This window comes from Bradyrhizobium sp. 154, assembly GCF_023073875.1.
GTDB lineage: Bacteria > Pseudomonadota > Alphaproteobacteria > Rhizobiales > Xanthobacteraceae > Bradyrhizobium.
In genome coordinates, this window is record NZ_JADPKG010000024.1 from 55362 (window position 1) to 79052 (window position 23691).

General features: G+C 63.8%; 23 protein-coding genes. 12 read left to right on the forward strand and 11 right to left on the reverse strand.

Annotated features, from left to right (window positions below; genetic code table 11):
- Positions 1–13: 13 nt before the first annotated feature.
- From IVA92_RS03915 to IVA92_RS03925, 3 genes are all read right to left on the reverse strand, one after another.
- Positions 14–592 carry a TadE/TadG family type IV pilus assembly protein gene (locus tag IVA92_RS03915; protein WP_247277832.1) on the reverse strand — a complete coding sequence of 193 codons (579 nt, stop codon included), beginning with the start codon at positions 590–592 and terminating at the stop codon, positions 14–16.
- 253 nt (positions 593–845) lie between these two features.
- The gene (locus tag IVA92_RS03920; RefSeq protein ID WP_247277833.1) at positions 846–1343 is read right to left on the reverse strand and encodes a pilus assembly protein N-terminal domain-containing protein; all 498 of its coding nucleotides are present in this window, start codon (positions 1341–1343) and stop codon (positions 846–848) included.
- A 148-nt stretch (positions 1344–1491) separates the two neighbouring features.
- Positions 1492–2319, reverse strand: coding sequence for a sterol desaturase family protein (locus tag IVA92_RS03925; protein ID WP_247277834.1), 828 nt, complete (start codon positions 2317–2319; stop codon positions 1492–1494).
- Between the two features lie 265 nt (positions 2320–2584).
- Here IVA92_RS03925 and IVA92_RS03930 point away from each other — a divergent pair, with 265 nt between their 5' ends.
- The 10 genes from IVA92_RS03930 (at position 2585) to IVA92_RS03975 (ending at position 11506) form a co-directional block, all read left to right on the forward strand.
- A complete protein-coding gene (locus IVA92_RS03930; RefSeq protein WP_129274995.1) occupies positions 2585–2749 on the forward strand; it encodes a Flp family type IVb pilin in 165 nt (54 codons plus the stop codon).
- Positions 2750–2826: 77 nt separating this feature from the next.
- Entirely contained in the window at positions 2827–2964 is a 138-nt protein-coding gene (locus tag IVA92_RS03935) for a hypothetical protein (protein WP_247277941.1), read from the forward strand.
- A gap of 119 nt (positions 2965–3083) precedes the next feature.
- On the forward strand, positions 3084–3608 hold the full coding sequence (locus IVA92_RS03940; protein ID WP_247277835.1) for a prepilin peptidase: 525 nt from the start codon (positions 3084–3086) through the stop codon (positions 3606–3608).
- A 128-nt stretch (positions 3609–3736) separates the two neighbouring features.
- Positions 3737–4534 (forward strand): Flp pilus assembly protein CpaB, encoded by a 798-nt coding sequence (cpaB, locus tag IVA92_RS03945; RefSeq protein ID WP_247277836.1) that lies wholly within the window; start codon positions 3737–3739, stop codon positions 4532–4534.
- Between the two features lie 11 nt (positions 4535–4545).
- Positions 4546–6021: a type II and III secretion system protein family protein gene (locus tag IVA92_RS03950; protein WP_247277937.1), complete on the forward strand. Its 1476-nt coding sequence runs from the start codon at positions 4546–4548 to the stop codon at positions 6019–6021.
- 20 nt (positions 6022–6041) lie between these two features.
- Positions 6042–6776, forward strand: coding sequence for a CpaD family pilus assembly protein (locus IVA92_RS03955; protein ID WP_247277837.1), 735 nt, complete (start codon positions 6042–6044; stop codon positions 6774–6776).
- Entirely contained in the window at positions 6773–8041 is a 1269-nt protein-coding gene (locus IVA92_RS03960; protein ID WP_247277838.1) for an AAA family ATPase, read from the forward strand. The genes IVA92_RS03955 and IVA92_RS03960 overlap by 4 nt, the downstream gene beginning before the upstream one ends.
- 20 nt (positions 8042–8061) lie before the next feature.
- On the forward strand, positions 8062–9531 hold the full coding sequence (locus IVA92_RS03965) for a CpaF family protein (protein ID WP_247277839.1): 1470 nt from the start codon (positions 8062–8064) through the stop codon (positions 9529–9531).
- A gap of 13 nt (positions 9532–9544) precedes the next feature.
- Entirely contained in the window at positions 9545–10522 is a 978-nt protein-coding gene (locus IVA92_RS03970) for a type II secretion system F family protein (RefSeq protein WP_247277840.1), read from the forward strand.
- 9 nt (positions 10523–10531) lie between these two features.
- Entirely contained in the window at positions 10532–11506 is a 975-nt protein-coding gene (locus IVA92_RS03975) for a type II secretion system F family protein (RefSeq protein WP_247277841.1), read from the forward strand.
- A gap of 38 nt (positions 11507–11544) precedes the next feature.
- Here the strand turns inward: IVA92_RS03975 and IVA92_RS03980 are convergent, their stop codons facing one another.
- On the reverse strand, positions 11545–12357 hold the full coding sequence (locus IVA92_RS03980) for a tetratricopeptide repeat protein (RefSeq protein WP_247277842.1): 813 nt from the start codon (positions 12355–12357) through the stop codon (positions 11545–11547).
- A gap of 128 nt (positions 12358–12485) precedes the next feature.
- Complete coding sequence (locus IVA92_RS35910) at positions 12486–12689, reverse strand: hypothetical protein (RefSeq protein WP_183247077.1); 204 nt, start codon at positions 12687–12689, stop codon at positions 12486–12488.
- A gap of 198 nt (positions 12690–12887) precedes the next feature.
- Here IVA92_RS35910 and IVA92_RS03990 point away from each other — a divergent pair, with 198 nt between their 5' ends.
- Both IVA92_RS03990 and IVA92_RS03995 read left to right on the forward strand, forming a co-directional pair.
- Positions 12888–14261, forward strand: a complete 1374-nt coding sequence (locus IVA92_RS03990) for a leucyl aminopeptidase family protein (RefSeq protein ID WP_247277844.1) — start codon at positions 12888–12890, stop codon at positions 14259–14261.
- Complete coding sequence (locus IVA92_RS03995; protein WP_247277845.1) at positions 14254–15099, forward strand: C40 family peptidase; 846 nt, start codon at positions 14254–14256, stop codon at positions 15097–15099. The genes IVA92_RS03990 and IVA92_RS03995 overlap by 8 nt, the downstream gene beginning before the upstream one ends.
- A 45-nt stretch (positions 15100–15144) precedes the next feature.
- Here IVA92_RS03995 and IVA92_RS04000 read toward each other — a convergent pair whose 3' ends face one another.
- The 6 genes from IVA92_RS04000 to IVA92_RS04025 form a co-directional block, all read right to left on the reverse strand.
- Positions 15145–16782, reverse strand: a complete 1638-nt coding sequence (locus tag IVA92_RS04000) for an ABC transporter ATP-binding protein (RefSeq protein ID WP_247277846.1) — start codon at positions 16780–16782, stop codon at positions 15145–15147.
- A 4-nt stretch (positions 16783–16786) separates the two neighbouring features.
- Positions 16787–17965, reverse strand: a complete 1179-nt coding sequence (locus IVA92_RS04005) for an ABC transporter permease (RefSeq protein ID WP_247277847.1) — start codon at positions 17963–17965, stop codon at positions 16787–16789.
- Positions 17965–19074: a microcin C ABC transporter permease YejB gene (locus IVA92_RS04010; RefSeq protein ID WP_247277848.1), complete on the reverse strand. Its 1110-nt coding sequence runs from the start codon at positions 19072–19074 to the stop codon at positions 17965–17967. Before IVA92_RS04010 ends, IVA92_RS04005 begins: the two co-directional genes overlap by 1 nt.
- Positions 19075–19076: 2 nt before the next feature.
- Positions 19077–20951: an extracellular solute-binding protein gene (locus IVA92_RS04015; protein WP_247277849.1), complete on the reverse strand. Its 1875-nt coding sequence runs from the start codon at positions 20949–20951 to the stop codon at positions 19077–19079.
- 14 nt (positions 20952–20965) lie between these two features.
- Positions 20966–22867 carry an extracellular solute-binding protein gene (locus IVA92_RS04020; RefSeq protein ID WP_247277850.1) on the reverse strand — a complete coding sequence of 634 codons (1902 nt, stop codon included), beginning with the start codon at positions 22865–22867 and terminating at the stop codon, positions 20966–20968.
- Positions 22868–23077: 210 nt separating this feature from the next.
- Positions 23078–23632: a cytochrome c family protein gene (locus IVA92_RS04025; protein WP_247277851.1), complete on the reverse strand. Its 555-nt coding sequence runs from the start codon at positions 23630–23632 to the stop codon at positions 23078–23080.
- Positions 23633–23691 lie beyond the last annotated feature (59 nt).

The window sequence follows — 23691 nt, forward strand, 5'->3', positions numbered from 1 at the left end:
AGATCCATTGGTCTTAGTAAGGCTCGTTCTTGAACGCGGCCGTGGCAACCAGCAGCCGCTTGCTGCCCGCAAGATTGGAGGTGTTGTAGCCGAGGCCGGTGACGAACAGCGGCCATTGATAGAACAGCCGCACCACCACGATGTCGCCCGCACCGCCCGGGCTGTAGCTCGTGTTCGTGTCGAAATTTCCGGAGCCGTCGATATGGGTCGGCAGCGTCACCGCAGCGAAGGACGAGAAGCTCGTGACTTCGACATAGAGCTTGCTGCAATCGAACAGCGCCGGAATCTGGCTACAGACATAGGACTTGAACGTTGCTTGCGTGCAGGGCTTGCTCACGCCGGAGACGGCGCAGGCCGTCACTGAACCGGATTGCGCCTGCCCGGTCAGAACCACGCGCGCGGAATTCTGCGTGATGGTCTCGAGCACCTGGCCCGCGAAGAACATCAGCGCCGTCTCGATGATGGCGAACAGCAACGCGAAAAACACCGGAGCGACCAGCGCAAACTCGACGACCGCGGAGCCGCGGCGGTTACCGCGAAACCGGCGCAGCGCGGCGAGCAGCGTGAACCTCGTTGGTGCAGGCGATGGCATCGCGTCAAATTCCCCGGCAACGGCAATCATCTGCCCGTTTCAATAGCGAAAACTGATTGTTTAAGTGTTTCAGGCGATCCGCTCCGGTCAGACCGCCTCATTAAGCATGCGTTAACCGCGAACGCCCAAGCACAGGCAGGCAGACAGGACGGCCACGCGGAAACAAGGGCGCGCGGAGAGAAGAACTCCTCGTGGGAGGCGCCAGCGTCCGGGCCGGTCAGGCGATCCTGCCCGAGCAACTTCGCCGGTTCTGCTAGTTGGTCTTGGCGCCGGCTCCGGCCGTGCCGCTGGCATTGCCGCTCAGTGTGCCCGCCTGGTTCATCGTGTTGTTGAAGTAGGCATCGCTGTCGCCGAGCGTGACGCGGCGCTGGCAAAGCGGCAGGCAGCTATAGGACTCGCGCTCGATCCCGCGATAGACGGTGACGAGCCGGTCGCTCGGACCTTCGACCTGGATCTGGCGGTCGACCAGGATCTCGCCGCCCCGGTCGAGCGCGATGAAATTGGTGGCACCATAGCCTTTCCCGGTCACGACGATCATGCCGCCAGGCTGGAGCGTGACGTCCGCGATCAGGGGATTGCCGACCACGATGGTCGCGACCTTGCCGGGGAGCCGTACCAGCTTGGCCTGGTCGACATTGACGGCGATGGTATCGGCGGTGGGCTCGGCAAGGCCGGCACCAGGCAACGCCAGCATCGCGGCCGCAACCAGAAGGCAGACGCGCGCCTGACGGCGCAGCAATTCTTTACGCATACTCTTACCCCCGGGACGTCACAAACCGGCAGAAACGATCAGACAGCGGAGCCGGTGCCCGACCCGACTAACCTGCCCTTAATTCGTGAACGTTCCGCAAACTCGCCGACTATTGTTTGAAGGGAGCTTCCGAATCGTCGGCGCCGCGCTAACGGCGGAACGGATAGGCGAGTTGCCCGCCGATTTCCTTCGGCATGGTCGCTTCGTCCTTGCCATAATCCTGCGGCAGCCTGCCCTCCGGCATCCGGAAGGTGCCGAACAGCACGTCCCAGATCGGGAACGTCCCGGCAAAGTTGGTGTCGCCGCCCTCTTCGAGCGAGGTGTGGTGCCAGCGGTGGAATACCGGCGTCGCCAGCACGTATCTGAACGGTCCGAAGGTCCAGTTCAAATTGGCGTGCACGAAGGCCGAATGAAAGGTGGTGAACGGACCGACCCAGATCATCACGTTGGGGGAGATACCGGCCATCAGCAGCACGACGTCGACGCTGATCGTCCCGAGCATGAGGTTGACGGGATGGAAGCGCGCCGCGGAAATCCAGCCGATCTCCTCCGACGAATGATGAATTGCGTGGTACTTCCAGAAGCCGCCGTCGTGGAAAAGCCGGTGCAGCCAGTACAGCATGAAATCGGACAGCACCAGGAACAGCACGGCCTGTAGCCATAGCGGCAGCTGTGACAGCGGGCCATGGCCGTTGTCGTAGAAAGCGATGAGGTCGTCGGCATCGCGGATGCTGAAGACGACGCCGGCGCCCACGATCAGCAGTCCGATCCGCATGGTGCGGGCGAACACCGGCACGAAGAACCAGTAGCAGATGTCGGTGAGGATCTCCCGCTTGCGCCACCACGGCGCGCCGGGATTGCAGGCCCAGAAATGCTCGAGCACGGTGAAGATTGCTGCGAGCACCAGGGTGACGGGGACCATCTTCTGGATCGTCTCGCCGAGCATCAGGGCGACTTGCATGGGCAGGCTCGACATCGTCGCCTCACTTCCGAATTGCTGGTCCCGCCTAGGCCTACTCCGCTAGATTTAAGGGAGGGTGAAGCCGGCGGTGCATGCGCTGCATTCGGAACAGACCGAATTCAACTGCCGCGTTAAGACGAAATTCACTCTGGCCAAAAGCACCGCGCCACAAGCGGGTTTGCTCGAATGAATTAACGCTACCGAAAGAGCTCGACTCTCATGTTCGTCGCGTCAAAGACAGCGCCGAACGAGGCGATCCCATCCAGACGGAGTTTTGTTCATGAAGAACCTGATTGCGCGTTTCGCGAAGGACGAATCCGGTGCCACCGCCATCGAATACGGTCTGATCGCCGCCGGCATCGCGCTGGCCATCATCACCGTCGTCAACAATCTCGGCAGCACGCTGAACACCAAGTTCGGCTCGATCAGCACGTCGCTGAAGTAAGCGGCTTGACGAGCGACCGCAAAAGCCCCGGACCTCCGGGGCCTTTGTTTTTCTGAAGACGGCGAGTTCCAGTGGCGTTGCGCGAGTACAGAACCGATGCCGCCGTCGCGGCGAACGAGGCGGTGTCGCAGACCAGCTCGCCGGCCTATTGGGTCTGCCTTGCGCTGCTGCTGGCGACGCTCGTCCTCGCCGTGCGCATTGCCAGCCTCTGGTGAGCACGCTTGCGGCGGTGCCACCCCCGCCGCCCGGCTGCCGTTGTCAGTTTGTTTAGCACTGCCGGCTAGCATCCGCGCCGCCAGCTTCCGCGACACAACCAGGCCTCAAGACGCAGCCCATGATCCTCGACCTTGCGCGCCTTCTGCTCTTCCCGGCCCTCATGGCGTTCGCCGCCGCGAGCGATCTCTTCACGATGACGATCTCGAACCGCGTTTCGCTGGCGTTGGTCGCAGGCTTCTTCGCCCTCGCCCTCGCCGGTGGCATGGCACCTTACGAGGTGCTGAGCCATGTCGGTGCCGGCGCACTTCTCCTGATCGTGGCCTTCTCCTGCTTTGCGATGGGCTGGGTCGGCGGCGGCGATGCCAAGGTCGCGGCCTCGGTCGCACTCTGGTTCGGCTTTGCACATCTGATGAACTTCCTGCTCTACGCGTCGCTGTTCGGCGGGGCGCTGACGCTGCTCCTGCTCCAATTCCGGCAATGGCCGCTGCCCTACGGACTGGCGGGCCAGGCCTGGCTCGCACGGCTGCACGCCAAGGAGAGCGGCATTCCCTATGGAATCGCGCTCGCACTGAGCGCGCTGATGGTCTACCCGGAGACCGAATGGGTGAAGGCGATCGACCTCGCTCACCTCGTACTGCGCTGAACGCACCGGGTAAACCAGGCGTTAAGGCGATTTAGATACGCCTCATTAACCATGCTTTGACGAATAGCTGGTCAACTGCCGATTACGGCGGCGGCAGCGTCGCGGCGTTTTGTTGGAAAGTGAAGCGTATGAATAGGGCACGCATTGTCGTCCTGACGGTCGCCATCGGCGCCGGCGGCGTCGCCGCGTACCTGGCGAGCGGCACGGACAATTCTGCGCCGCCTCCGGCTCCGGTCGCGCAGCTTCCGACCGTCGACGTTCTGGTCGCCAAGAACGATATCGGTCTCGGCCAGACAGTGAAGCCGGACGACGTGCAATGGCAGACTTGGCCGGCCGCGACCGCCAGCGCCACCTTCATCCGCCGCAACGAGCGTCCCGAGGGCGCGAGCCAGGTGACCGGCTCGATCGCGCGCGCTCCCTTCATCCAGGGTGAGCCGATCCGAGACCAGAAGCTGGTCAAGGCCGACGGCTCCGGCTTCATGGCGGCAATCCTGCCTTCCGGTATGCGGGCGATCTCGACCGAGATCTCGCCGGAGACCGGCGCAGGCGGCTTCATCCTGCCCAACGACCGCGTCGATGTGATCCTCACGCGCCGCCTCAAGAACCCGGACCAGAGCAGTGGCGCCCCGGACATTGTCACCTCCGAGATCATCCTCGCCAACATCCGCGTCCTGGCCATCGACCAAGCGCCGAAGGAGAAGGACGGCCAGAACACGGTGGTCGGCAAAACCGTGACCTTGGAGCTCAATGCGGCCCAGACCCAGGCGCTTTCGTCGGCCCGCCAGGCCGGAACGCTGTCGCTGGCATTGCGCAGCATATCCGACGTCAAGCTCAGCGAGATCACGCTCGACGAATCCGCGCAGAAGCGCGACGGCGTTTCGATCATTCGCTACGGCATTCCAAGTCAGACGGCAAAAGCACGATGAACACAGTCGATATGAAATGCAGGGCAAATCTGGCGACGATGCGAACCTCAGTGGTTCGCGCCCTGTCGTTTTCGGCCGTCCTCGCGCTGACGCTGAACCCGGCCCTCAGCCCGGTGGTCGCCGCCGACTACCGTCCCGTGGTGCCGGTCGCGGCCGACGGCCAGATGAACGCGCGTTTCCTCTCGCTCGGCATCGGCAAATCTGTCGTCATCGATCTGCCGCGGGACATCAAGGATGTGCTGGTCGCCGACCCCAAGATCGCCAATGCGGTGGTCCGCTCGGCGCAGCGCGCCTACATCATCGGCGCCTCGGTCGGCCAGACCAATATCGTGTTCTTTGATTCCGCCGGCCAGCAGATTGCGGCCTATGACATCGCGGTCAAGCGCGACCTCAACGGCGCGCGGGCCGCACTGAAGCAGATCCTGCCCAACTCCGACATCCAGATCGACGGCCTCGGCGACGGCATCGTCCTGACCGGCACGGCTGCGAACCCGCTCGAAGCGCAGCAGGCCAATGATCTCGCCGCGCGACTCGCCGGCGGCGCCGACAAGGTGGTGAACTCGATCGTGGTCCGCGGCCGCGATCAGGTCATGCTGAAGGTAACGGTGGCCGAAGTCCAGCGCAACATCGTCAAGCAGCTCGGCATCGACCTCTCCGCGAACCTGAACTACGGCACCTCCGTGGTGAGCTTCTCCAACTCCAACCCGTTCACGGCCCTTGGCCGCAATCTCGTGGACGGCAACAACCTGACCACGAAATTCGGCGCGACGCCGTCCGTGCAGGCCACCCTCCGCGCGATGGAGACCGCGGGCGTGATCCGTACGCTGGCCGAGCCGAATCTCACCGCGATCTCCGGCGAGTCGGCGACCTTCATTGCCGGCGGTGAATTCCCGGTGCCGGCAGGCTATGCGTGCGATCCGACCACGCATGTCTGTACCACCCAGATCAGCTTCAAGAAGTTCGGCATCTCGCTCAACTTCACTCCGGTGGTTCTGAGCGAGGGCAAGATCAGCCTGCGCGTGATGACCGAAGTCTCGGAACTGTCGAACGAGAATGCGATCACGCTCTCCCAGGCGGTGACCTCGACGTCGGTGAACTCGCTGACGGTGCCCTCGATCAGGACCCGTCGCGCCGAGACTTCGCTGGAAATTCCCTCGGGCGGCGCGATGGCGATGGCCGGCCTGATCCAGCAGCAGACCAAGCAGGCGGTCAGCGGACTGCCGGGGCTGATGCAGCTCCCGATCCTCGGCACGCTGTTCCGCAGCCGCGACTTCGTCAACAACGCGACCGAACTGGTCGTGATCGTGACGCCTTATGTCGTTCGCGCGGTTGCGCAAAAGGATCTTTCGCGGCCGGATGACGGCTTCGCCGCGCCTTCCGATCCGCAGGCCGAGCTGATCGGCAACATCAACCGCATCTACGGCGTGCCCGGTCGGACCGAACCGGCCAGAAATTACCGCGGCACCTACGGCTTCATCACCGACTGAAGCGGAACGGGGACTTCAAGATGATCACAAGACCACCCCAGCTTCGCAAACGCGCCATCCGCCTCGGTGGCGCGCTCGTCGGCATGGCGCTCGCCCTCGGCGGCTGCCAGCACGACGAAGCGGTCACCGCCTCCATTCCCGACGATTACAAGCAGCGCCATCCGATCGCGATCGAAGAGCAGAACCGCTCGATCGTCGTCTTCGTCGGCCACGCCCGCGGCGGCTTGACCGCCGCCCAGCGCGCCGACGTGATGGGCGTCGCCTCGGCCTGGCTGCACGAGGGCACCGGCGCGATCCGGATCGACGTGCCATCCGGCACGCCCAACGCACGTCCGGTCGCGGATACCATGCGTGAGATCCAGGCGATGCTGGCGGCGGCCGGCGTTCCGCCGCGCGGCGTCAACGTTCGCCCCTATCAGCCGGAAGACAAGCGCTTCCTGCCGCCGATCCGGCTCACTTACTCCAAGATCGCCGCGGTCGCGGGTCCCTGCGGCCTGTGGCCGGAGGACATCGGCCCCTCGATGAAGAACAAGAGCTGGTTCGAGAACAAGGACTATTACAATTACGGCTGCGCCTATCAGCGCAACCTCGCTGCGATGGTCAACAATCCGTCGGACCTCGAGCAGCCGAGGGCCGAAACGCCGTCCTACATGGCGCGTCGCACCACGCTCCTCGAGAAGTATCGCAAAGGAACGTCGACGGCGGTCTCCTATCCTGAAGCCGACAAGGCCAAACTCAGCGACACCGGCAAATGATCAGCTACGCTCGCCAGCCTCAAGAAGAGCAGCCGGAGGCCCCACCCCCGCCGGTCGATGAGCATATTGCGCCCTCGCCGCGTGTCTCGGTCCAGGCCTTCTGCGAGACCGTAGAGACCGCTGCCGCGGTGCAGTCGGCCGGCGAGGATCGCCGTCTCGGCAAAGCCCATCTGAAGATCCAGATGGGCGGCATGGCGGCGGCGATCGAAGCCTATCGCTCCGCCCCGACACCAAACGTGATCGTGCTCGAAAGCGACGGCCGCAACGATCTCCTGGGCGGGCTCGACCAGCTTGCCACCGTCTGCGACGCCGGCACCCGCGTGGTCGTGATCGGCCGCATCAACGACGTGATGCTCTACCGCGAGCTGGTGCGCCGCGGTGTCAGCGACTACGTGCTCGCGCCGGTCGGCGCGATCGACGTCGTGCGCTCGATCTGCAACCTGTTCTCGGCGCCCGAAGCCAAGGCAGTCGGCCGCATCATCGCCGTGGTCGGCGCCAAGGGCGGCGTCGGCGCTTCCACCATCTCCCACAACGTTGCCTGGGCGATCGCGCGCGATCTCGCGATGGATGCGGTCGTCGCCGATCTCGACCTCGCCTTCGGCACGGCCGGGCTGGACTACAACCAGGACCCGCCACAGGGCATCGCCGACGCCGTGTTCTCACCCGATCGCGTCGATACAGCCTTCATCGACCGTCTGCTGTCGAAATGCACCGACCATCTCAGCCTGCTGGCGGCGCCCGCGACGCTCGACCGCGTCTATGACTTCGGCTCCGACGCTTTCGATGCCGTATTCGACACGCTGCGCTCCACCATGCCCTGCATCGTGCTCGACGTGCCGCACCAATGGTCGGGCTGGACCAAGCGCGCCTTGATCGGAGCGGACGATATCCTGATCGTGGCCGCGCCAGATCTGGCGAATTTGCGCAACACGAAGAACCTGTTCGACCTTTTGAAGGCCTCGCGCCCCAACGACCGGCCGCCGCTCTACTGCCTGAACCAGGTCGGTGTTCCGAAACGTCCCGAAATCGCCGCCACGGAATTCGCCAAGGCGATCGAGAGCCAGCCGATCGCCTCGATTCCGTTCGAGCCGCAGATCTTCGGCTCGGCGGCCAATAACGGGCAGATGATTGCGGAGATCTCGGCCAATCACAAGTCGATCGAGATGTTCCTTCAGATCGCCCAGCGCCTGACCGGCCGGAGCGAGACCAAGAAACAAAAGTCGTCCTTGTTTTCACCCCTGATTGAGAAGTTGCGGGGAAAATAGCCGCCGCATGGAGTTGTTAAGTGTTCGGTAAGCGTAGCGGAACAGACACCGACCTTCGGGCTCCCAAGCCCGGCGCCGTGTTGCCCGAGCCTTCCCAGGCTCCGGCGGCAACGGTGTCGCGCGGCCCGCTCCCGCCGGCCGTCGCCTCGCCACCGCTTGCCCCTGCCAAGGCCCCGCCGCCTCCCGCCATGGAGAGCCGGCGCTCGGACAATTATTACGAGGTCAAGGCGACCATCTTCGGCGCGCTGATCGAGGCCATCGACCTCGCCCAGCTCGCCAAGCTCGATTCCGAGTCCGCCCGCGAGGAAATCCGCGACATCGTCAACGAGATCATCGCGATCAAGAACATCGTGATGTCGATCGCCGAGCAGGAGGAACTGCTCGACGATATCTGCAACGACGTGCTCGGCTATGGCCCCCTCGAGCCCCTGCTCGCGCGCGACGACATCGCCGATATCATGGTGAACGGCGCCGGCACCGTCTTCATCGAAGTCGGCGGCAAGATCCAGCGCACCGGAATCCGGTTTCGCGACAACCAGCAGCTCCTCAATATCTGTCAGCGCATCGTCAGCCAGGTCGGCCGGCGCGTCGACGAATCCTCACCGATCTGCGACGCGCGCCTCGCCGACGGCTCCCGCGTCAACGCTATCGTGCCGCCGCTCGCGATCGACGGCCCCGCCCTCACCATCCGCAAATTCAAGAAGGACAAGCTGACGCTCGATCAGCTCGTCAAGTTCGGCGCGATCTCGCCGGAAGGCGCAGAGATCCTCCAGATCATCGGACGGGTCCGCTGCAACGTGCTGATCTCCGGCGGTACCGGCTCGGGCAAGACGACGCTGCTCAATTGTCTGACCAACTACATCGAGCACGACGAGCGGGTCATCACCTGCGAGGACGCGGCCGAGCTCCAGCTCCAGCAACCTCACGTGGTCCGGCTCGAAACCCGCCCGCCCAACATCGAAGGCGAAGGCCAGGTCACCATGCGCGAGCTGGTGCGCAACTGCCTTCGTATGCGCCCCGAACGCATCATCGTCGGCGAAGTCCGCGGCCCCGAGGCGTTCGACCTGCTTCAGGCCATGAACACCGGCCATGACGGCTCGATGGGAACGCTGCACGCCAACAATCCGCGCGAGGCGCTGTCGCGCTGCGAATCCATGATCACTATGGGCGGCTTCTCTCTGCCCTCGCGCACCATTCGCGAGATGATCTGCGCATCCATCGATGTCATCATTCAGGCCGCACGCCTGCGTGACGGCTCGCGCCGGATCACCCACATCACCGAAGTGATGGGCATGGAAGGTGACACCATCATCACCCAAGATATCTTCCTCTACGACCTGATCGGCGAAGACGCCAACGGCAAGATCATCGGCCGGCACCGCTCGACCGGCATCGGCCGCCCGAAATTCTGGGAACGCGCCCGCTATTACGGCGAAGAGAAGCGCCTTGCCGCCGCGCTCGACGCCGCGGAAGTGGCGCCGACAACGTGAGGAGGTCAGCGTCGTGAACATGCAGGTCCTCGCGCTCGCGTTTCTCGCCACGGCCGCCGTCGGCGGCATCGCCTGGGTCTTCCTCTATCCACTCCTGTCAGGGGAGCGGAAAGCCGAAAACCGCCGCGCGGCGATCGCGCGTGCCGACGCGCCCGCGGCCAAGCAGACCGAGAAGAGCCAACGAACGCGCCGTGAGCAGGTCGAGACTTCGCTCAAGGATCTCGAGGCGCGGCGCCAGCAGGAGAAGCGGGTTCCGCTCAGTGTCCGCCTCTCGCAGGCAGGGCTCGACTGGACGGCGCAGAAATTCTGGGTGGTGTCCGCCGTCGTGGCGGGCGTGCTGTTCGCGGCCGCTCTGTTCGTCGGGGGCGGCCTGCTCGGTGCCGCCGGCCTGGCTTTTGCTGGCGGCTTCGGCCTGCCGCGCTGGGCACTGGGTTTCCTCAAGAAGCGCCGCGAGTCCAAGTTCCTGGCGGCGCTGCCTGATGCGGTCGACGTGATCGTGCGCGGCATCAAGGCGGGTCTGCCGCTGTTCGAATCGATCAAGGTCGTCGCTGCCGATTCACCGGAGCCGCTGCGCACCGAGTTCCTCCAGATCATCGAGACGCAGGCGATCGGCATGCCGCTCGGTGAGGCCTGCTTGCGTCTCTATGAGCGCATGCCGCTCCCAGAGGCGAACTTCTTCGGCATCGTTATCTCGATCCAGCAGAAATCGGGCGGCAACCTCTCCGAAGCGCTCGGCAACCTCTCCAAGGTGCTGCGCGACCGCAAGAAGATGAAGGAAAAGATTCAGGCGATGTCGATGGAGGCGAAGGCCTCGGCAGGCATCATCGGCTCGCTGCCGCCGATCGTGATGTTCCTCGTCTATCTCACGACGCCGCACTACATCTCGCTGCTTTGGACCCACCCGACCGGCCAGCTGATGCTGGTCGGCTGCGTCGTCTGGATGTCGATCGGCATCATGGTGATGAAGAAGATGATCAACTTCGATTTCTGACGGTGCCGTATGGTCGAGTTTCTCGTTTCGAAGCTACATGACGTCCGCTTCATGACCATGCTGCTGGCAGCCATTGCCGCCAGCGCCACCGTCTATACGCTGGTGATGCCGCTGTTTGCCGGCGAGGGACTCTCCAAGCGCATGAAGGCGGTGGCGAGCGAGCGTGAGCGCCTCCGGCAGCGCGAGCGCGAGCGCCTCAACAAGAACGAGAAGGTCTCGCTGCGCCAGTCGCCGAAGCAGCTCGTCTCCAAGGTGGTCGAGGACTTCAACCTCACCAAATGGCTGGCGCAGGAGGCCGCCCGCGACAAGCTCATCATGGCGGGCTACCGCGGCCAGGCGCCCTACATCACCTTCCTGTTTGCCCGCATGGTCGCTCCGATCGCGCTCTTCATCGGTACCGCCATCTACGTCTTCTTGATCGCGCACCTTGAGCAGGCGCTGCCGGTCAAGATCGGCATCTGCGTCGGCGCGGCCTATCTCGGCCTCCAGGCGCCGATGCTGTTCCTCAAGAACGCGATCTCCAAGCGCCAGCTCTCGATCAAGCGCGCCTTTCCCGACGCGCTCGACCTGCTGCTGATCTGCATCGAATCCGGCATGTCGGTCGAAATGGCGTTCCGCAAAGTCGCCACGGAGATCGTCGGCCAGTCGATCGCACTGTCGGAGGAGTTCGCACTGACCACGGCCGAGCTGTCCTACTTGCAGGACCGGAAGATGGCCTATGAGAACCTGGCGCGGCGCACCGGGCTCGAAGGCGTCAAGTCGGTCTGTCTGGCGCTTCAGCAGGCGGAGCGCTACGGTACGCCGCTCGGGCATTCCCTGCGTGTCATGGCGCAGGAAAACCGCGACATGCGCATGAATGAGGCCGAGAAGAAGGCCGCTGCGCTACCGCCGAAACTGACGGTGCCGATGATCCTGTTCTTCCTTCCGGTCCTGTTCGTCGTCATTCTCGGACCGACGGGCATCAAGATCACCGAGCTGCACTGACGCGAGAGACCCCCGCGCGCGGTCCAAGATCAGGCCGATTAATCGGGCTGGCCGAGCGAGGCGACCGGCGTCCGCTTCGGCGCCCCGCGCGGAGCGTCGTTGCGGTTCAGCATTTCCTTGAGATAGGCGACATTGGCCGCGGCCTGGTCCGGCGGCAGGTCCGCCTTCACGATGGTCTCGGCTTCGGCGAAGCGCCCTTGCAGGCCGACGACCAGACCGAGATTCTGCCGCACCCGGGCGCTCGCGCGCGGCGAAGCGTAAGCCTGTCGCAGCGCCTCTTCGGCCTTGGGCAGGTTCCTCGTCAACATGTAGGACAGGCCGAGATTGGAGAGGACGCCGGGATCACCTGGTGCGATCTTCAGGGCGCTCGCATAATAGGAGCGCGCCTCGTCGTGCCGGCCCATCTGGTCGAGCGCAGTACCTTGCACCGAGAGCAGGCGCCAGTCCGGATTGTCGGGCGAATGCGCCTTCGACAGCACGTCGAAGGCCTGCTGGAAATTGCCGTTGTCGGCGAGCGCGCGGCCGTACTGGGCGAGCAGCGCCTTGTTGCCGGGATTGGCGATGGTCGCCTGCTCGAGCACGGCGGCGGCCTGGGCACGCTGGCCATTGGCGCGCAAGGCCTGACCATAGGCGAGCGCGGCGTCAGCATCCTTGGGATTGGCGCGATAGCGCTCGCCATAGACTTCGGCAGCGCGCGCGGGATCGGCCGGAGCGGCTTCCGCCCGCGGCCCGACCGAGCCCGTGACCTCGGAGAGCTTCGACATGCCCGTGCAGCCGCCGAGGCCCATGGCCAACGCCGCGACCAGCGAGGTGGACGCAAGAAGCCGGGCAAGACTGAACCGTTGACGCATGACACTTTGACTCTCGAGCCGATTGATCGAGCCGAACGCGCCAGCAATAGACTGTTAACCCTAACGGCCAGTTAACACCGACGAGTGGGAGATACGAGAGCTTCCCGACGGCGGTTTCGTCCCGCCGGTCAATATTCGATGGCAAGTCGCTTGCGGATTTCATCGACGCGTTTGTCCAGCGCATCGAACCGCGCATGGACGGAGCGGTCGTGCAGATAGAAGACGTAGCCGCCGGCAAGGAACGCGAAGATCCAATGATGATGCTCGACATAGCCGAAAATCGCCTCAACGGCCTGGCCGATGAATGTGACTACGCTCCACACAAATTCCATTGCATCCTCCCGGCAGGCGTCCTCGGCCGCCGGCGATTTCCATATCTGGCGGCCGTGCTCGGAACCTAGCATGGCCCCCTCGCTGCGAGTAGCGGCTCGCTGAACGGTGACAGCAAAGCCGATTGCGGCGGCGCCGAAACTCTGCGAAGTCTCGTCCGTTCGTACGACCCGCTTGATCTGACGATCCGGACCCGCCAAATGCCTTCTGTCTTCGAGACGTCGCCCACTGCCATCCCGATCACCTTCGTCACCAAATCGAGCTGGGATCAGGTCGCCGAGGCGCTGCCGGCGGCGCAGCGCCAGTTCGCGGCCGCGAGTGCCTTTGCCGCCAAGCCTGGCGGCTATCTCGCGCTGCCCGCGCCGGACGGCGCAATTGCACAGGTGCTGTTCGGCCTCGAGGACGAAGGCGCCAGATCGCGCGACCTGTTCCGGCCGGGCGCCCTGCCTGGGCTGCTGCCGCCGGGCACCTACCGTTTTGCCAATTCACCGCACGATGCACGGCTGGCGGCGCTGGCCTTCGCGCTCGGCAGCTACCGCTACGCCCGCTACCGCAAGGCTGACAGGCCCGGCGTCCGGCTGGTGCCGCCTGATGGCGTCGACGCGACCGAGATCGATCGCGTCGCCGACGCGGCGATGCTGGCACGCGATCTCATCAACACGCCGGCCAACGACATGGGACCAGAGCAGCTCGCCGCCGCCGCGCAGGCGCTCGCCGCCGAATTCGGCGCAAGCTTCGCCTGCACCATCGGTGACGATCTGAAGACGAATTTTCCGCTGATCCATGCCGTCGGCATGGCCTCTAGCCGTGCGCCGCGACTGATCGACATCGGCTGGGGCGATCCGGCTCATCCCAAGGTGACGCTGGTCGGCAAGGGCGTCTGCTTCGACACCGGCGGACTCGACCTGAAGCCGTCGAGCGGCATGCTGATCATGAAGAAGGACATGGGTGGCGCCGCCAATGTGCTGGCGCTCGCAGGCATGGTGATGGATGCGAAGCTGAAGGTCCGATTGCGCGTGCTGATTCCGGCCGTGGAGAACGCGGTCGCCGGCAACGCCTTCCGCCCCCTCGACATCTTCACCTCGCGCAAGGGCATCACGGTCGAGATCGGCAATACCGACGCGGAAGGCCGCCTCGTCCTCGCCGACGCGCTGGCGCTGGCCGATGAGGAAAAGCCGGAGCTGCTAATCGATTTGGGCACGCTGACCGGCGCGGCACGCGTTGCGCTGGGGCCGGATCTACCGCCTTTTTACACCAATGATGAGACGCTGGCGGCCGATGTCGCGCGTTGCGCGGTAAGGGAGAACGATCCGTTGTGGCGCATGCCGCTGTGGCCGCCTTACGATGCCTGGCTGGACTCCAAGACGGCGACCATCACCAATGCCCCGTCGGGCGGCTTTGCCGGCTCGATCACCTGCGCGCTATTCCTGCAACGCTTCGTCGAGCATGCCAGGAGCTGGCTGCATGTCGACATCTACGGCTGGACGCCGTCGGCGAAGCCGGCGCGGCCGGAGGGCGGCGAGTGCCAGGCTGCGCGCGCTCTCTATTCATTGCTGAGTGAGCGCTATGCATGATCCACGGCTGACGCCGGTGCGGGGCGACATCGCCGCGAAATATCTCCAAGGCAAGGTGGAGGCGAAACGCTTCGTCACTGGCGAGGAATTCGAGGTGGTCGAGGCCATCGCGGCCGTGCGTGAGCAGCCATCCTCGAATGCGAAGTTGATGACCGAGGCGCTGCGCGGTGAGCGCGTCACCATTTACGACCGCAACGGCGAAGGCTGGGCCTGGGGCCAGCTCAATGCCGACGGCTATGTCGGCTGGCTGCCGGATGCGGGCCTGGCTCGCCCCGCGGCAACGCCGACCCACGTCGTCAGTGTACTCCGGACGTTTGCGTTTCCCGGCCCTTCAATCAAGCTGCCGCCGGCCGACACGCTGGTGCTTGGATCAAAGCTCACGATCGTGCGCGAGCATGGGGCCTTCGCGGTGACGGGCGACGGAACGTTCTTGCCGAAGATCCATCTCGTCCCGCTCGATCATCGCGAGCCGGACTTCGTCGCCGTCGCCGAGCGCTTCGTCGGCACGCCCTATCTCTGGGGCGGCAAAAGCAGCTTTGGCATCGATTGCTCGGGCCTGGTGCAAGTCTCGCTGACTGCTGCCGGCATCGGCTGCCCGCGCGACAGCGACATGCAGCAGGCAGGCCTCGGCCGCGCGCTCGAGGCGCATGAGTGGGACAAGCTGCAACGCGGAGATCTGATCTTCTGGAAGGGCCACGTTGCCATCGTGCGCGACGGGGCCACCATGGTTCACGCCAACGCCTATCACATGGCCACCGTGATCGAACCAACCGGGCCGGCGCTTGCGCGCATCAGGCAGGCCGGCAGCGAGGTCGTCGCGATCAATCGGCTCGCTTAATCTCGTGGCGGCGGGCGACAGCTCTCCGTACAGAGAGGTGAAGCACTACGTCGCCACCGAGCCGTTGCCCGCAGTCTCCAGCCGGAACGCGGCGGCGAACAGCGCTCGGGTGTAATCCGTCTTCGGGTTCTTGAACAGCTCGGCGGCCTGCCCCTCCTCAACCACTTTGCCGCCGCGCATCACGATGAGATGGCTGGCGAGCGAGGCGACGACGCGCAGATCGTGCGAGATGAACATGTAGGTGAGCTCGCGCTTGCGCTGGAGCTCCCGCAACAGATCGACCATCTGCGCCTGGAACAGCATGTCGAGCGCGCTGGTCGGCTCGTCTAACACGACGAAATCCGGCTCCAGCACCACCGCCCGGGCGATGCTGATACGTTGGCGCTGGCCGCCGGAGAATTCATGGGGATAGCGGAAGCGCGTCTCTGGATTGAGTCCGACATCCTCGAGCGCCTTGACGACGCGGCCCTCGCGCTCCTCACGCGAGAGATTCGGCTGGTGCACGGAGAGCCCTTCGGCGATGATGTCGGCGACCGACATGCGCGGGCTGAGCGAGCCGAACGGGTCCTGGAACACGATCTGCATGTCGCGCCGGAAGGGCCGCATTTCCTTGAAGCGCAAGCCCTGGATGTCCTTGCCCAGGAACACGATCCGGCCGTTCGACGAGATCAGCCTTAGCAATGCGAGCCCCAGCGTGGTCTTGCCCGAGCCGGATTCGCCGACGACGCCGAGCGTCTCGCCCTTGCGCACGGCGAGGCTGACGCCGTCGACCGCCTTGATGTGGCCGACCGTCTTGCGCATCAAGCCGCGCTTGATCGGGAACCAGACCCTCAGATCGTTGGCCGACATCACTAACGGCGCACCCGGCTGCGGCGGCGCCGGATCGGGCTTCGGCTCCGCCGCGAGCAGGTCGCGCGTATAGGGATGCTTCGGGCTCTTGAAGACCTGCTCGACCGGCCCGTGCTCGACGATCACGCCGCCCTTCATGACGCAGACCGTATCGGCGATGCGGCGGACGATACCGAGATCGTGGGTGATGAAGAGCAGGCTCATGCCGAGCCGCGCGCGAATCTCAGCGAGCAGCGCCAGGATCTGCGCCTGCACGGTGACGTCGAGCGCCGTGGTCGGCTCGTCCGCAATCAAGAGGTCCGGCTCATTGGCGAGCGCCATCGCGATCATCACGCGCTGGCGCTGGCCACCGGAGAGCTGGTGCGGATAGCTCTTCAGCCGCGTCTCCGGCTCGGGAATACCGACCTGGGTCAATAGCTCGAGCGTCCGCTTGCGCGCCTCGGCATTGCTGGTCGGATTATGCAGCTGGATCATCTCGCCGATCTGCGCCTCGATCGTGTGCAGCGGATTGAGCGAGGTCATCGGCTCCTGGAAGATGATGGAGATGTCGCTGCCGCGAATCCCCCGCATCTGCTGCTCGGACTGGTCGATCAGCTCCTGCCCTTTGAAGCGGATGCTGCCGGAGGGATGCGAGGCGTTCGGATAGGGCAGCAGCTTCAGGATCGAGAGCGCGCTGACCGATTTGCCGGAGCCGGATTCGCCCACCAGCGCCACGCATTCGCCGCGCTTGATCTGGAACGAGACCTTGTCGACCGCGAGCGTGGTAGCGCCGCCCTGGTGGAAGGCGACAGAGAGATCGCGCACGCTGAGCAGAGGCTGGTTGATCGCGTCCATTGGCTCACCTGAACGTCTTGCGCGGATCGAAGGCGTCGCGCACGGCTTCGCCGATGAAGATCAAGAGCGACAGCATGATCGCGACCGAGAAGAAGCCGGAGAAGCCGAGCCAAGGTGCTTGCACATTGGCTTTCGCCTGGGACAGCAATTCGCCCAGCGAAGGCGATCCCGGCGGCAGGCCGAAGCCCAGGAAATCGAGCGCCGTCAGCGTCATCACCGAGCTCGACACGATGAAGGGCAGGAACGTCATGGTCGCGACCATGGCGTTCGGCAGCAGGTGGCGGAACATGATGACCTGATTAGACACGCCAAGCGCCCGCGCCGCCTGAATGTATTCGAAGTTGCGCCCGCGCAGGAACTCGGCCCGCACGAGACCCACCAGTGAGACCCAGGAGAACAGCAACAGGATGCCGAGCAGCACGAAGAAGCCGGGCACGAGGACCGAGGACAGGATCAGGAGAAGGTAGAGCGAGGGAATCGCCGTCCAGATCTCGATGAAGCGCTGGAAGATGAGATCGACCCGACCGCCGAAATAGCCCTGCACCGCCCCCGCCGCGATGCCGATCACCGACGAGATGATGGTGAGACACAGGCCGAACAGCACCGAGATGCGGAAGCCGTAGATCAGTCGTGCGACCACGTCGCGTCCCTGATCGTCGGTGCCGAGCCAGTTGTATTCGAGGTCGCGGCAGCTCTTCAGCCCCTTCTTCTCCACCACCGGCTTGCATTGCTTCTCGGTCAGCATCCAGGTCGGCGGCGACGGCGCCGGCGTCGGCAGGTCAAGATTGTGGGTATCGTAAGAATAGCGGATCAGCGGCCAGACGATGCTGCCGCCCTTGTCCTTGATCAGCTTCTGCAAAAAGGGATCGCGGTAGTCGGCCGCAGTCTCGAAGTCGCCGCCGAAGGTGGTTTCCGAATAGGTCACGAAGGCCGGCCAATAGAGCCGGCCGTCGAACTTGATCAGGAAAGGCCGGTCGTTGGCGATCAACTCGGCGAACAGCGAGACCACGAACAGAATAATGAACATCCAGAACGACCAATAGCCGCGGCGGTTCGCCTTGAAGTTCTGCCATCGCCGCCGGTTGAGCGGCGAAGGCGCGAACGACTTGCGCGTGATTGGAACGACCTCACCCAGCGGAGACTGCGTCGTGGTCTCGATCGGCGTCGGCGCGATAATTGTCATCAGACCTCCCGCGCCTCGAAATCGATCCGGGGGTCGATCCACATATAGGTCAGGTCGGAGATCAGGTTGATCACGAGGCCGACCAACGAAAAGATGTAGAGCGTGCCGAACACCACGGGATAGTCACGGTTGAGCACGCTCTCGAAACTGAGCAGCCCGAGCCCGTCCAGCGAGAAGATGGTCTCGATCAGCAGCGAGCCCGAGAAGAAGGCGTGGATGAACGTCCCTGGAAAACCGGCGATCACGATCAGCATCGCATTGCGGAACACATGGCCGTAAAGCACCCGGCCCTCGCTGCACCCCTTGGCGCGCGCGGTCATGACATACTGCTTGCGAATCTCGTCCAGGAACGAATTCTTGGTCAGGAACGTCATGGTGGTGAACGCGCCGAGCCCCATGGCGATCAGCGGCAGCGTCAGATGCCAGAAATAATCGAGGATCTTCCAATACCAGGGAAACTGCGACCAGCCGTCCGAGGTCAGTCCACGCAGCGGGAACCAGTTGAAGAACGAGCCGCCGGCAAACAGGATGATGAGGAGGATGGCGAACAGAAATCCGGGAATGGCATAGCCGAGCACGAGCACGGTCGACGTCCAGGTGTCGAAGCGCGTGCCGTCCTTGACCGCCTTGCGGATGCCAAGTGGGATCGAGATCAGATAAGTAATCAGAGTCAGCCAGATCCCGAGCGAAATCGAGACCGGCAGCTTCTCCTTGATCAGCTGGATCACGCTGACATCGCGGAAATAGCTCTTGCCGAAATCGAAGCGCGCGAAATTCCAGACCATCAGGAGAAAGCGTTCCGGTGCCGGCTTGTCGAAACCGAACTGTACCTCGAGCTTCTTGATGAAGTCAGGATCAAGACCTTGCGCGCCGCGATATTTCGAGTTGATAGCGTCGCCACCGGCCCCGACTTGCCCCGGTGCACGCTGAGCGAAGTCGCCGCCGCCCGATATGCGCGAGCTGCCGCCGGTGTCGGCGCCGGAGAGCTGCGCGATCACGCGCTCGACCGGGCCACCCGGCGCGAACTGCACGACGATAAAGGACACGAAGAGAATCCCGAGCAGCGTCGGGATCATCAAGAGGATGCGGCGGGCGATATAGGCGCTCATGATTATTTCGCCTGCTCGAGCTTGGCGGCCTTGGCGGGTTCACGCCACCAGATGTCGGGTGCGCCGACGCCGTTGGCATAACGCGGCAGCTTCTGAGGGTGGCCGAACTGATCCCAATAAGCCAGCCGGTGCGTCTTGTTGTACCATTGCGGCACCCAATATCGGCCGGCGCGGAACAGACGGTCGAAGGCGCGGCACGCGATGGTCAAATCTTCTCGGCTGTCCGCCGCCATGATCTTTTCGATCATGGCGTCGATGGCCGGGCTGGCGACGCCTGCGAGATTGTATGAGCCTTTGGTCGCAGCGACCTGCGAAGAAAAGAATGCGCGCATGGCGTCGCCGGGCGTCGCCGACATGCTGAAGCGCTGGATCGTCATATCGAAGTCGAACTCTTCCTGGCGCGCCCTGTATTGCACGGCATCGACGAGGCGCACGCTCGCTTCGATGCCGAGCGTCCCCAGGTTCTTGATGTAGGGCGCGTGGTGCGGCTGGAAGGAGGGCTCGTCCAGCAGGAATTCGATCCTGAACACCTCTCCGTTCGGCAGCACCCGCTTGCCATCCTTGATCGGGACACCGGCTTCGTTTAGCAATTGCTGCGCCTTGCGCAGCAGGCTCCGGTCTTGCCCGGAGCCGTCCGAGACCGGCGGCGTGAATGGGGCCGCGAACACGTCGTCCGGCACATGGCCGCGAAACGGCTCCAGCAGTTTCAGCTCGTCCGGCGAAGGAGGCGCGTCGCCCGCCATGAGATCCGAGTTCTGGAACGGTGACACCGTACGGGCATAAGCGCCGTACATGATAGTCTTGTTGGTCCACTCGAAGTCAAAGGCATTGATGAGGGCTTCGCGCACGCGGGGGTCTTTGAACTTGTCACGCCGCGTGTTGATGAACCAGCCCTGCGCGCCTGACGGCGTTTCGTCGGGCACGACCTCGAGCTTGACGCGACCATCCTTGACGGCCGGGAAGTCATAGCGCGTCGCCCAGATGCGTGAGGTGAATTCCTCACGGTAGAGATAGTTCTTGCCGGTGAAGCCTTCGAAGGCGACATCACGGTCGCGATAGAATTCATAACGCACGACGTCGAAATTGTAGCTGCCGCGGCAAACCGGCAGATCGGCAGCCCACCAGTCCTTGACCCGCTCGAATTCGATGTAGCGATTGACCTCGAATCTCCCGACCCTGTACGGCCCCGAGCCGAGCGGAATATCCAGCGTCGATTCGTCGAACGGCCGGGACGCGTAATACGCTTTCGAAAAGATCGGCAGGCCCGCGGCATAGAGCGGCACGTCGCGCGCCCGCCCCTTGGCAAAGGTGACAACGAGCGTGGCATCGTCGATCGCTTCCGCGCTCACCATGTCGCGGAGCTGCACGATGAGCAGCGGATGCCCCTTGGTCTTCAGCGCGGTCAGTGAGAACGCGGCATCATGCGCGGTGAGCTTGGTGCCGTCGTGGAATTTCGCCTCCGGCCGCATCGTGAAGCGATAGACCAGCCGGTCCGGCGATATCTGCACGGATTTGGCGGCCAGCCCGTACATCGCGTCCGGCTCGTCACTCGCCCGCACCATCAGCGGCGAAAACGTCATGTCCATGCCTTGCGCGCCGTCGCCCTTGAGGATGAAGGCATTGAGCGAGTTGAAGGTCTGGTAGGACTGGTTATACGATTTCGCCGACGGGATGAGCGAGAACGTGCCGCCCTTCGGCGCGCCCGGATTGATATAATCGAAATGATGGAAATCGGCGGGATATTTGAGATCGCCGAACGCCGAGATGCCGTGGGCCTCGGGCGGCATTTCCGATGCCGTTGCGCCGCGCTGCCAGGCGGCGCCGAGCGCACCGGCGGCACCCAGGGCAAGCACATGCCGGCGTGAAAGCTGCGCCATGCGCAAAGGCTCCCTCAAGAGCGTTTTCCGATCCGCGCCGCTTTTTCGGCGTCATACCACCACAGCGTCGGCAGGCCGGACCGTCCATATTTCGGCATTGGCTCGGCGTGGCTGAAGCGATCCCAGCGGGCATAGCGCGCGAACGGATAGGTGAACTGCGGAACCACGTAGAAATTCCAGAGCAGCACGCGATCGAGCGCATGGGTGGCGGCGACGAGGCCAGCGCGATCCTTGGCGAAGATCACCTTCTCGATCAAGGCATCCACGGCAGGGTTCTTGATGCCGATGGTGTTGCGCGCACCAGGCACGTCGGCCGCCTGCGAGCCCCAGAACTCGCGTTGCTCGTTGCCCGGCGAGAGCGACTCGCCCCACTGATCGATGATCATGTCGAAGTCGAAGCTGCGCAGCCGGTTCTGGTACTGCGCATCGTCGACGGTACGAACCGACGCATTGACGCCGATTCGCTCCAGCGACGGCTTGTAGAACAGTGCGATTCGCTCTGATGAGGGATCCTGCACCAGGATTTCGATCGTCAGAACCTTGCCCGAGGCGTCTACCAGCTTGTGGTCGCGGACTTCGAAACCGGCCTCTTTCAGCAGCTTTGCCGCTTCGCGCAGATTGGCGCGCACGGCCTCTGGAGTGCCGCCGACCGGATTCTGGTAAGGCGTGGTGAAAACTTCCGGCGGCACCTTGTCCTTTACCGTTTCAAGGATCTGCAGCTCCTCCCCCTGGGGCAGCCCGGTCGCGGCGAGTTCCGTGCCTTCGAAATAGCTGTTGATGCGCTTGTACTGACCGAAGAAGAGCTGCTTGTTCATCTCCTCGAAATCGAAGGCATAGTTGAAGGCGCGCCGCACCCGCGCGTCCTTGAATTGGGGACGCCTGATGTTGACGACGAAGGCCTGCATGCGGCCGGAATCGTTGATCGGAAATTCTTCCTTGATGACCCGCTTCTCCGCGACCGCCGGGAAGTCGTAGGCCGTCGCCCATTGCTTGGCGGAGTTTTCCGCGATCCAGTCGGCCTGGTCGGCCTTAAAGGCTTCCAGCGCCACGAGGTTGTCACGGAAGAACTCGAAGCGCAGCTCGTCGAAATTGTTGGTGCCGATCTGGCTGGGGAGATTGGCACCCCAATGATCTTTCACCCGCTCCAGCTTGATCGAGCGTCCCGCCACGAATTCCTTGATCCGGTACGGCCCGGAGCCCAGCGGGATCTCCAGCGTGGTCGCGCTGACGTCGCGTTTGCGCCCCTGGGCGTCGGTGCCTTCCCACCAATGTTTCGGCAGCACGGTCAATTCGCCGACGATGGTCGGCAGTTCGCGGTTGCCCGGCCCGTCGAAGCTGAACTTGACGTCGCGCTCGCCAACTTTCTCCGCCTTGCTCACGTGGCGATAGTAGGACGCGTACATGGGGCTCTGCTGCTTGAACGTCTCCAGCGAGAAAATGACGTCCTCCGGCGTCACCGGCTTGCCGTCATGCCAGCGGGCTTCCTTGCGCAGGCGATAGATCACCCAGGAAAAATCGTCCGGATGTTGTGCCGCCTCGGCAAGCTCGCCGTACTCGGTCGCCACCTCGTCCTGCGCCCGGGTCATGAGCGTTTCGTAGATCATCGCCGCGGCTGGAGCGAGGGAGCCCTTGATGCCGGCGACCGCGAGGTTGAAATTGTCGAAGGTGCCGATCGAGATCAGGCGGGCAACGCCGCCTTTGGGCGCATCCGGATTGACGTAATCGAAGCGCTTGAAGTCGGCGGGGTACTTGATATCGCCGAACAGCGACAGAGCATGGCGCCAAGGAAGCCCGTTTTCATTGGCTGATTGCGCCGCTGCCGTGCCGATGACGGAAACGCGGCCCATGGAACCGAGGGCGGGGAGAGCTGCGGCCGCAGTGCCGGAGAGCAGGAGATCGCGTCGGGTAATGGCCAAATCAACATTCCCTGTCTTGAAGGAGGCTACTCCTTTAAGTTCCCAATATAGGCGAGGTTTCGACCGAGTAGGTTGCTTTTTGCTCATCTTGAAAGCCCAGCCGGCCTATCGGATGCGGCCAAACGCCCCGATGACGTCGCCGCGAGGCCGGATAAGCAAACGGCCAGGCTTTTCAGCCTGGCCGCAGATTCCAAGAGAGAATTTTGAGGCTTACTTAGACGCCGTCGGCAGCGGCTGCGGATGCTCCGACAACGAATTCAGATAGGCAATGACGTCGGCCCGCTCGGAATCCTTCGGGATACCAGCGAAGCCCATTGCAGTGCCCGGGATGAAGCCCTTCGGATTGGCGATGAACTTGTTGAGATCGTCGAACGTCCAGGTGCCGCCCTTGGCTTTCATGGCGGCCGAGAAGTTGAACCCGCGGCCTTCGCCCTTCGGCTCGCCGACAACGCCATAAAGGTTCGGACCGACGCGATTCGGGCCGCCCTTTTCGAAGGTATGACAGGCGCCACACTTCTTGGCCGCCGCCGCGCCCTTTTCGACGGAGGCGGTCTGGAGCAGCTTTTCGATCGGCTCCGAGGAGGCTGCAGCGGCGGCGCCGCCCTCCTTGCCGTGGCCAGCATCTTCCTTCACCGCGATCTCGAAGCCCGGCTTTTCCGGCATCTTCGGCGAGAAAAGCGCCTGGGCGGTGAAGCTCGTCACGAGCAGCACGAGACAGGTGCCAAGAACAGCACCGAGAATCTTGTTGAGTTCGAAAGAATCCATTTCCGGCCAGGCCCCACCGCAAGAAGGAAACGGCGGCCCAAGCGGCCGCCAGGACGAGC

What these genes read in the sequence shown, in the direction of transcription:
- IVA92_RS03915 (WP_247277832.1), bottom strand. Translation starts at nt 592, where the DNA reads ATGCCATCGCCTGCACCAACGAGGTTCACGCTGCTCGCCGCGCTGCGC.
- IVA92_RS03920 (WP_247277833.1), bottom strand. Translation starts at nt 1,343, where the DNA reads ATGCGTAAAGAATTGCTGCGCCGTCAGGCGCGCGTCTGCCTTCTGGTT.
- IVA92_RS03925 (WP_247277834.1), bottom strand. Translation starts at nt 2,319, where the DNA reads ATGTCGAGCCTGCCCATGCAAGTCGCCCTGATGCTCGGCGAGACGATC.
- IVA92_RS03930 (WP_129274995.1), top strand. Translation starts at nt 2,585, where the DNA reads ATGAAGAACCTGATTGCGCGTTTCGCGAAGGACGAATCCGGTGCCACC.
- IVA92_RS03940 (WP_247277835.1), top strand. Translation starts at nt 3,084, where the DNA reads ATGATCCTCGACCTTGCGCGCCTTCTGCTCTTCCCGGCCCTCATGGCG.
- cpaB (WP_247277836.1), top strand. Translation starts at nt 3,737, where the DNA reads ATGAATAGGGCACGCATTGTCGTCCTGACGGTCGCCATCGGCGCCGGC.
- IVA92_RS03950 (WP_247277937.1), top strand. Translation starts at nt 4,546, where the DNA reads ATGAAATGCAGGGCAAATCTGGCGACGATGCGAACCTCAGTGGTTCGC.
- IVA92_RS03955 (WP_247277837.1), top strand. Translation starts at nt 6,042, where the DNA reads ATGATCACAAGACCACCCCAGCTTCGCAAACGCGCCATCCGCCTCGGT.
- IVA92_RS03960 (WP_247277838.1), top strand. Translation starts at nt 6,773, where the DNA reads ATGATCAGCTACGCTCGCCAGCCTCAAGAAGAGCAGCCGGAGGCCCCA.
- IVA92_RS03975 (WP_247277841.1), top strand. Translation starts at nt 10,532, where the DNA reads ATGGTCGAGTTTCTCGTTTCGAAGCTACATGACGTCCGCTTCATGACC.
- IVA92_RS03980 (WP_247277842.1), bottom strand. Translation starts at nt 12,357, where the DNA reads ATGCGTCAACGGTTCAGTCTTGCCCGGCTTCTTGCGTCCACCTCGCTG.
- IVA92_RS35910 (WP_183247077.1), bottom strand. Translation starts at nt 12,689, where the DNA reads ATGGAATTTGTGTGGAGCGTAGTCACATTCATCGGCCAGGCCGTTGAG.
- IVA92_RS03990 (WP_247277844.1), top strand. Translation starts at nt 12,888, where the DNA reads ATGCCTTCTGTCTTCGAGACGTCGCCCACTGCCATCCCGATCACCTTC.
- IVA92_RS03995 (WP_247277845.1), top strand. Translation starts at nt 14,254, where the DNA reads ATGCATGATCCACGGCTGACGCCGGTGCGGGGCGACATCGCCGCGAAA.
- IVA92_RS04000 (WP_247277846.1), bottom strand. Translation starts at nt 16,782, where the DNA reads ATGGACGCGATCAACCAGCCTCTGCTCAGCGTGCGCGATCTCTCTGTC.
- IVA92_RS04005 (WP_247277847.1), bottom strand. Translation starts at nt 17,965, where the DNA reads ATGACAATTATCGCGCCGACGCCGATCGAGACCACGACGCAGTCTCCG.
- IVA92_RS04010 (WP_247277848.1), bottom strand. Translation starts at nt 19,074, where the DNA reads ATGAGCGCCTATATCGCCCGCCGCATCCTCTTGATGATCCCGACGCTG.
- IVA92_RS04015 (WP_247277849.1), bottom strand. Translation starts at nt 20,951, where the DNA reads ATGGCGCAGCTTTCACGCCGGCATGTGCTTGCCCTGGGTGCCGCCGGT.
- IVA92_RS04025 (WP_247277851.1), bottom strand. Translation starts at nt 23,632, where the DNA reads ATGGATTCTTTCGAACTCAACAAGATTCTCGGTGCTGTTCTTGGCACC.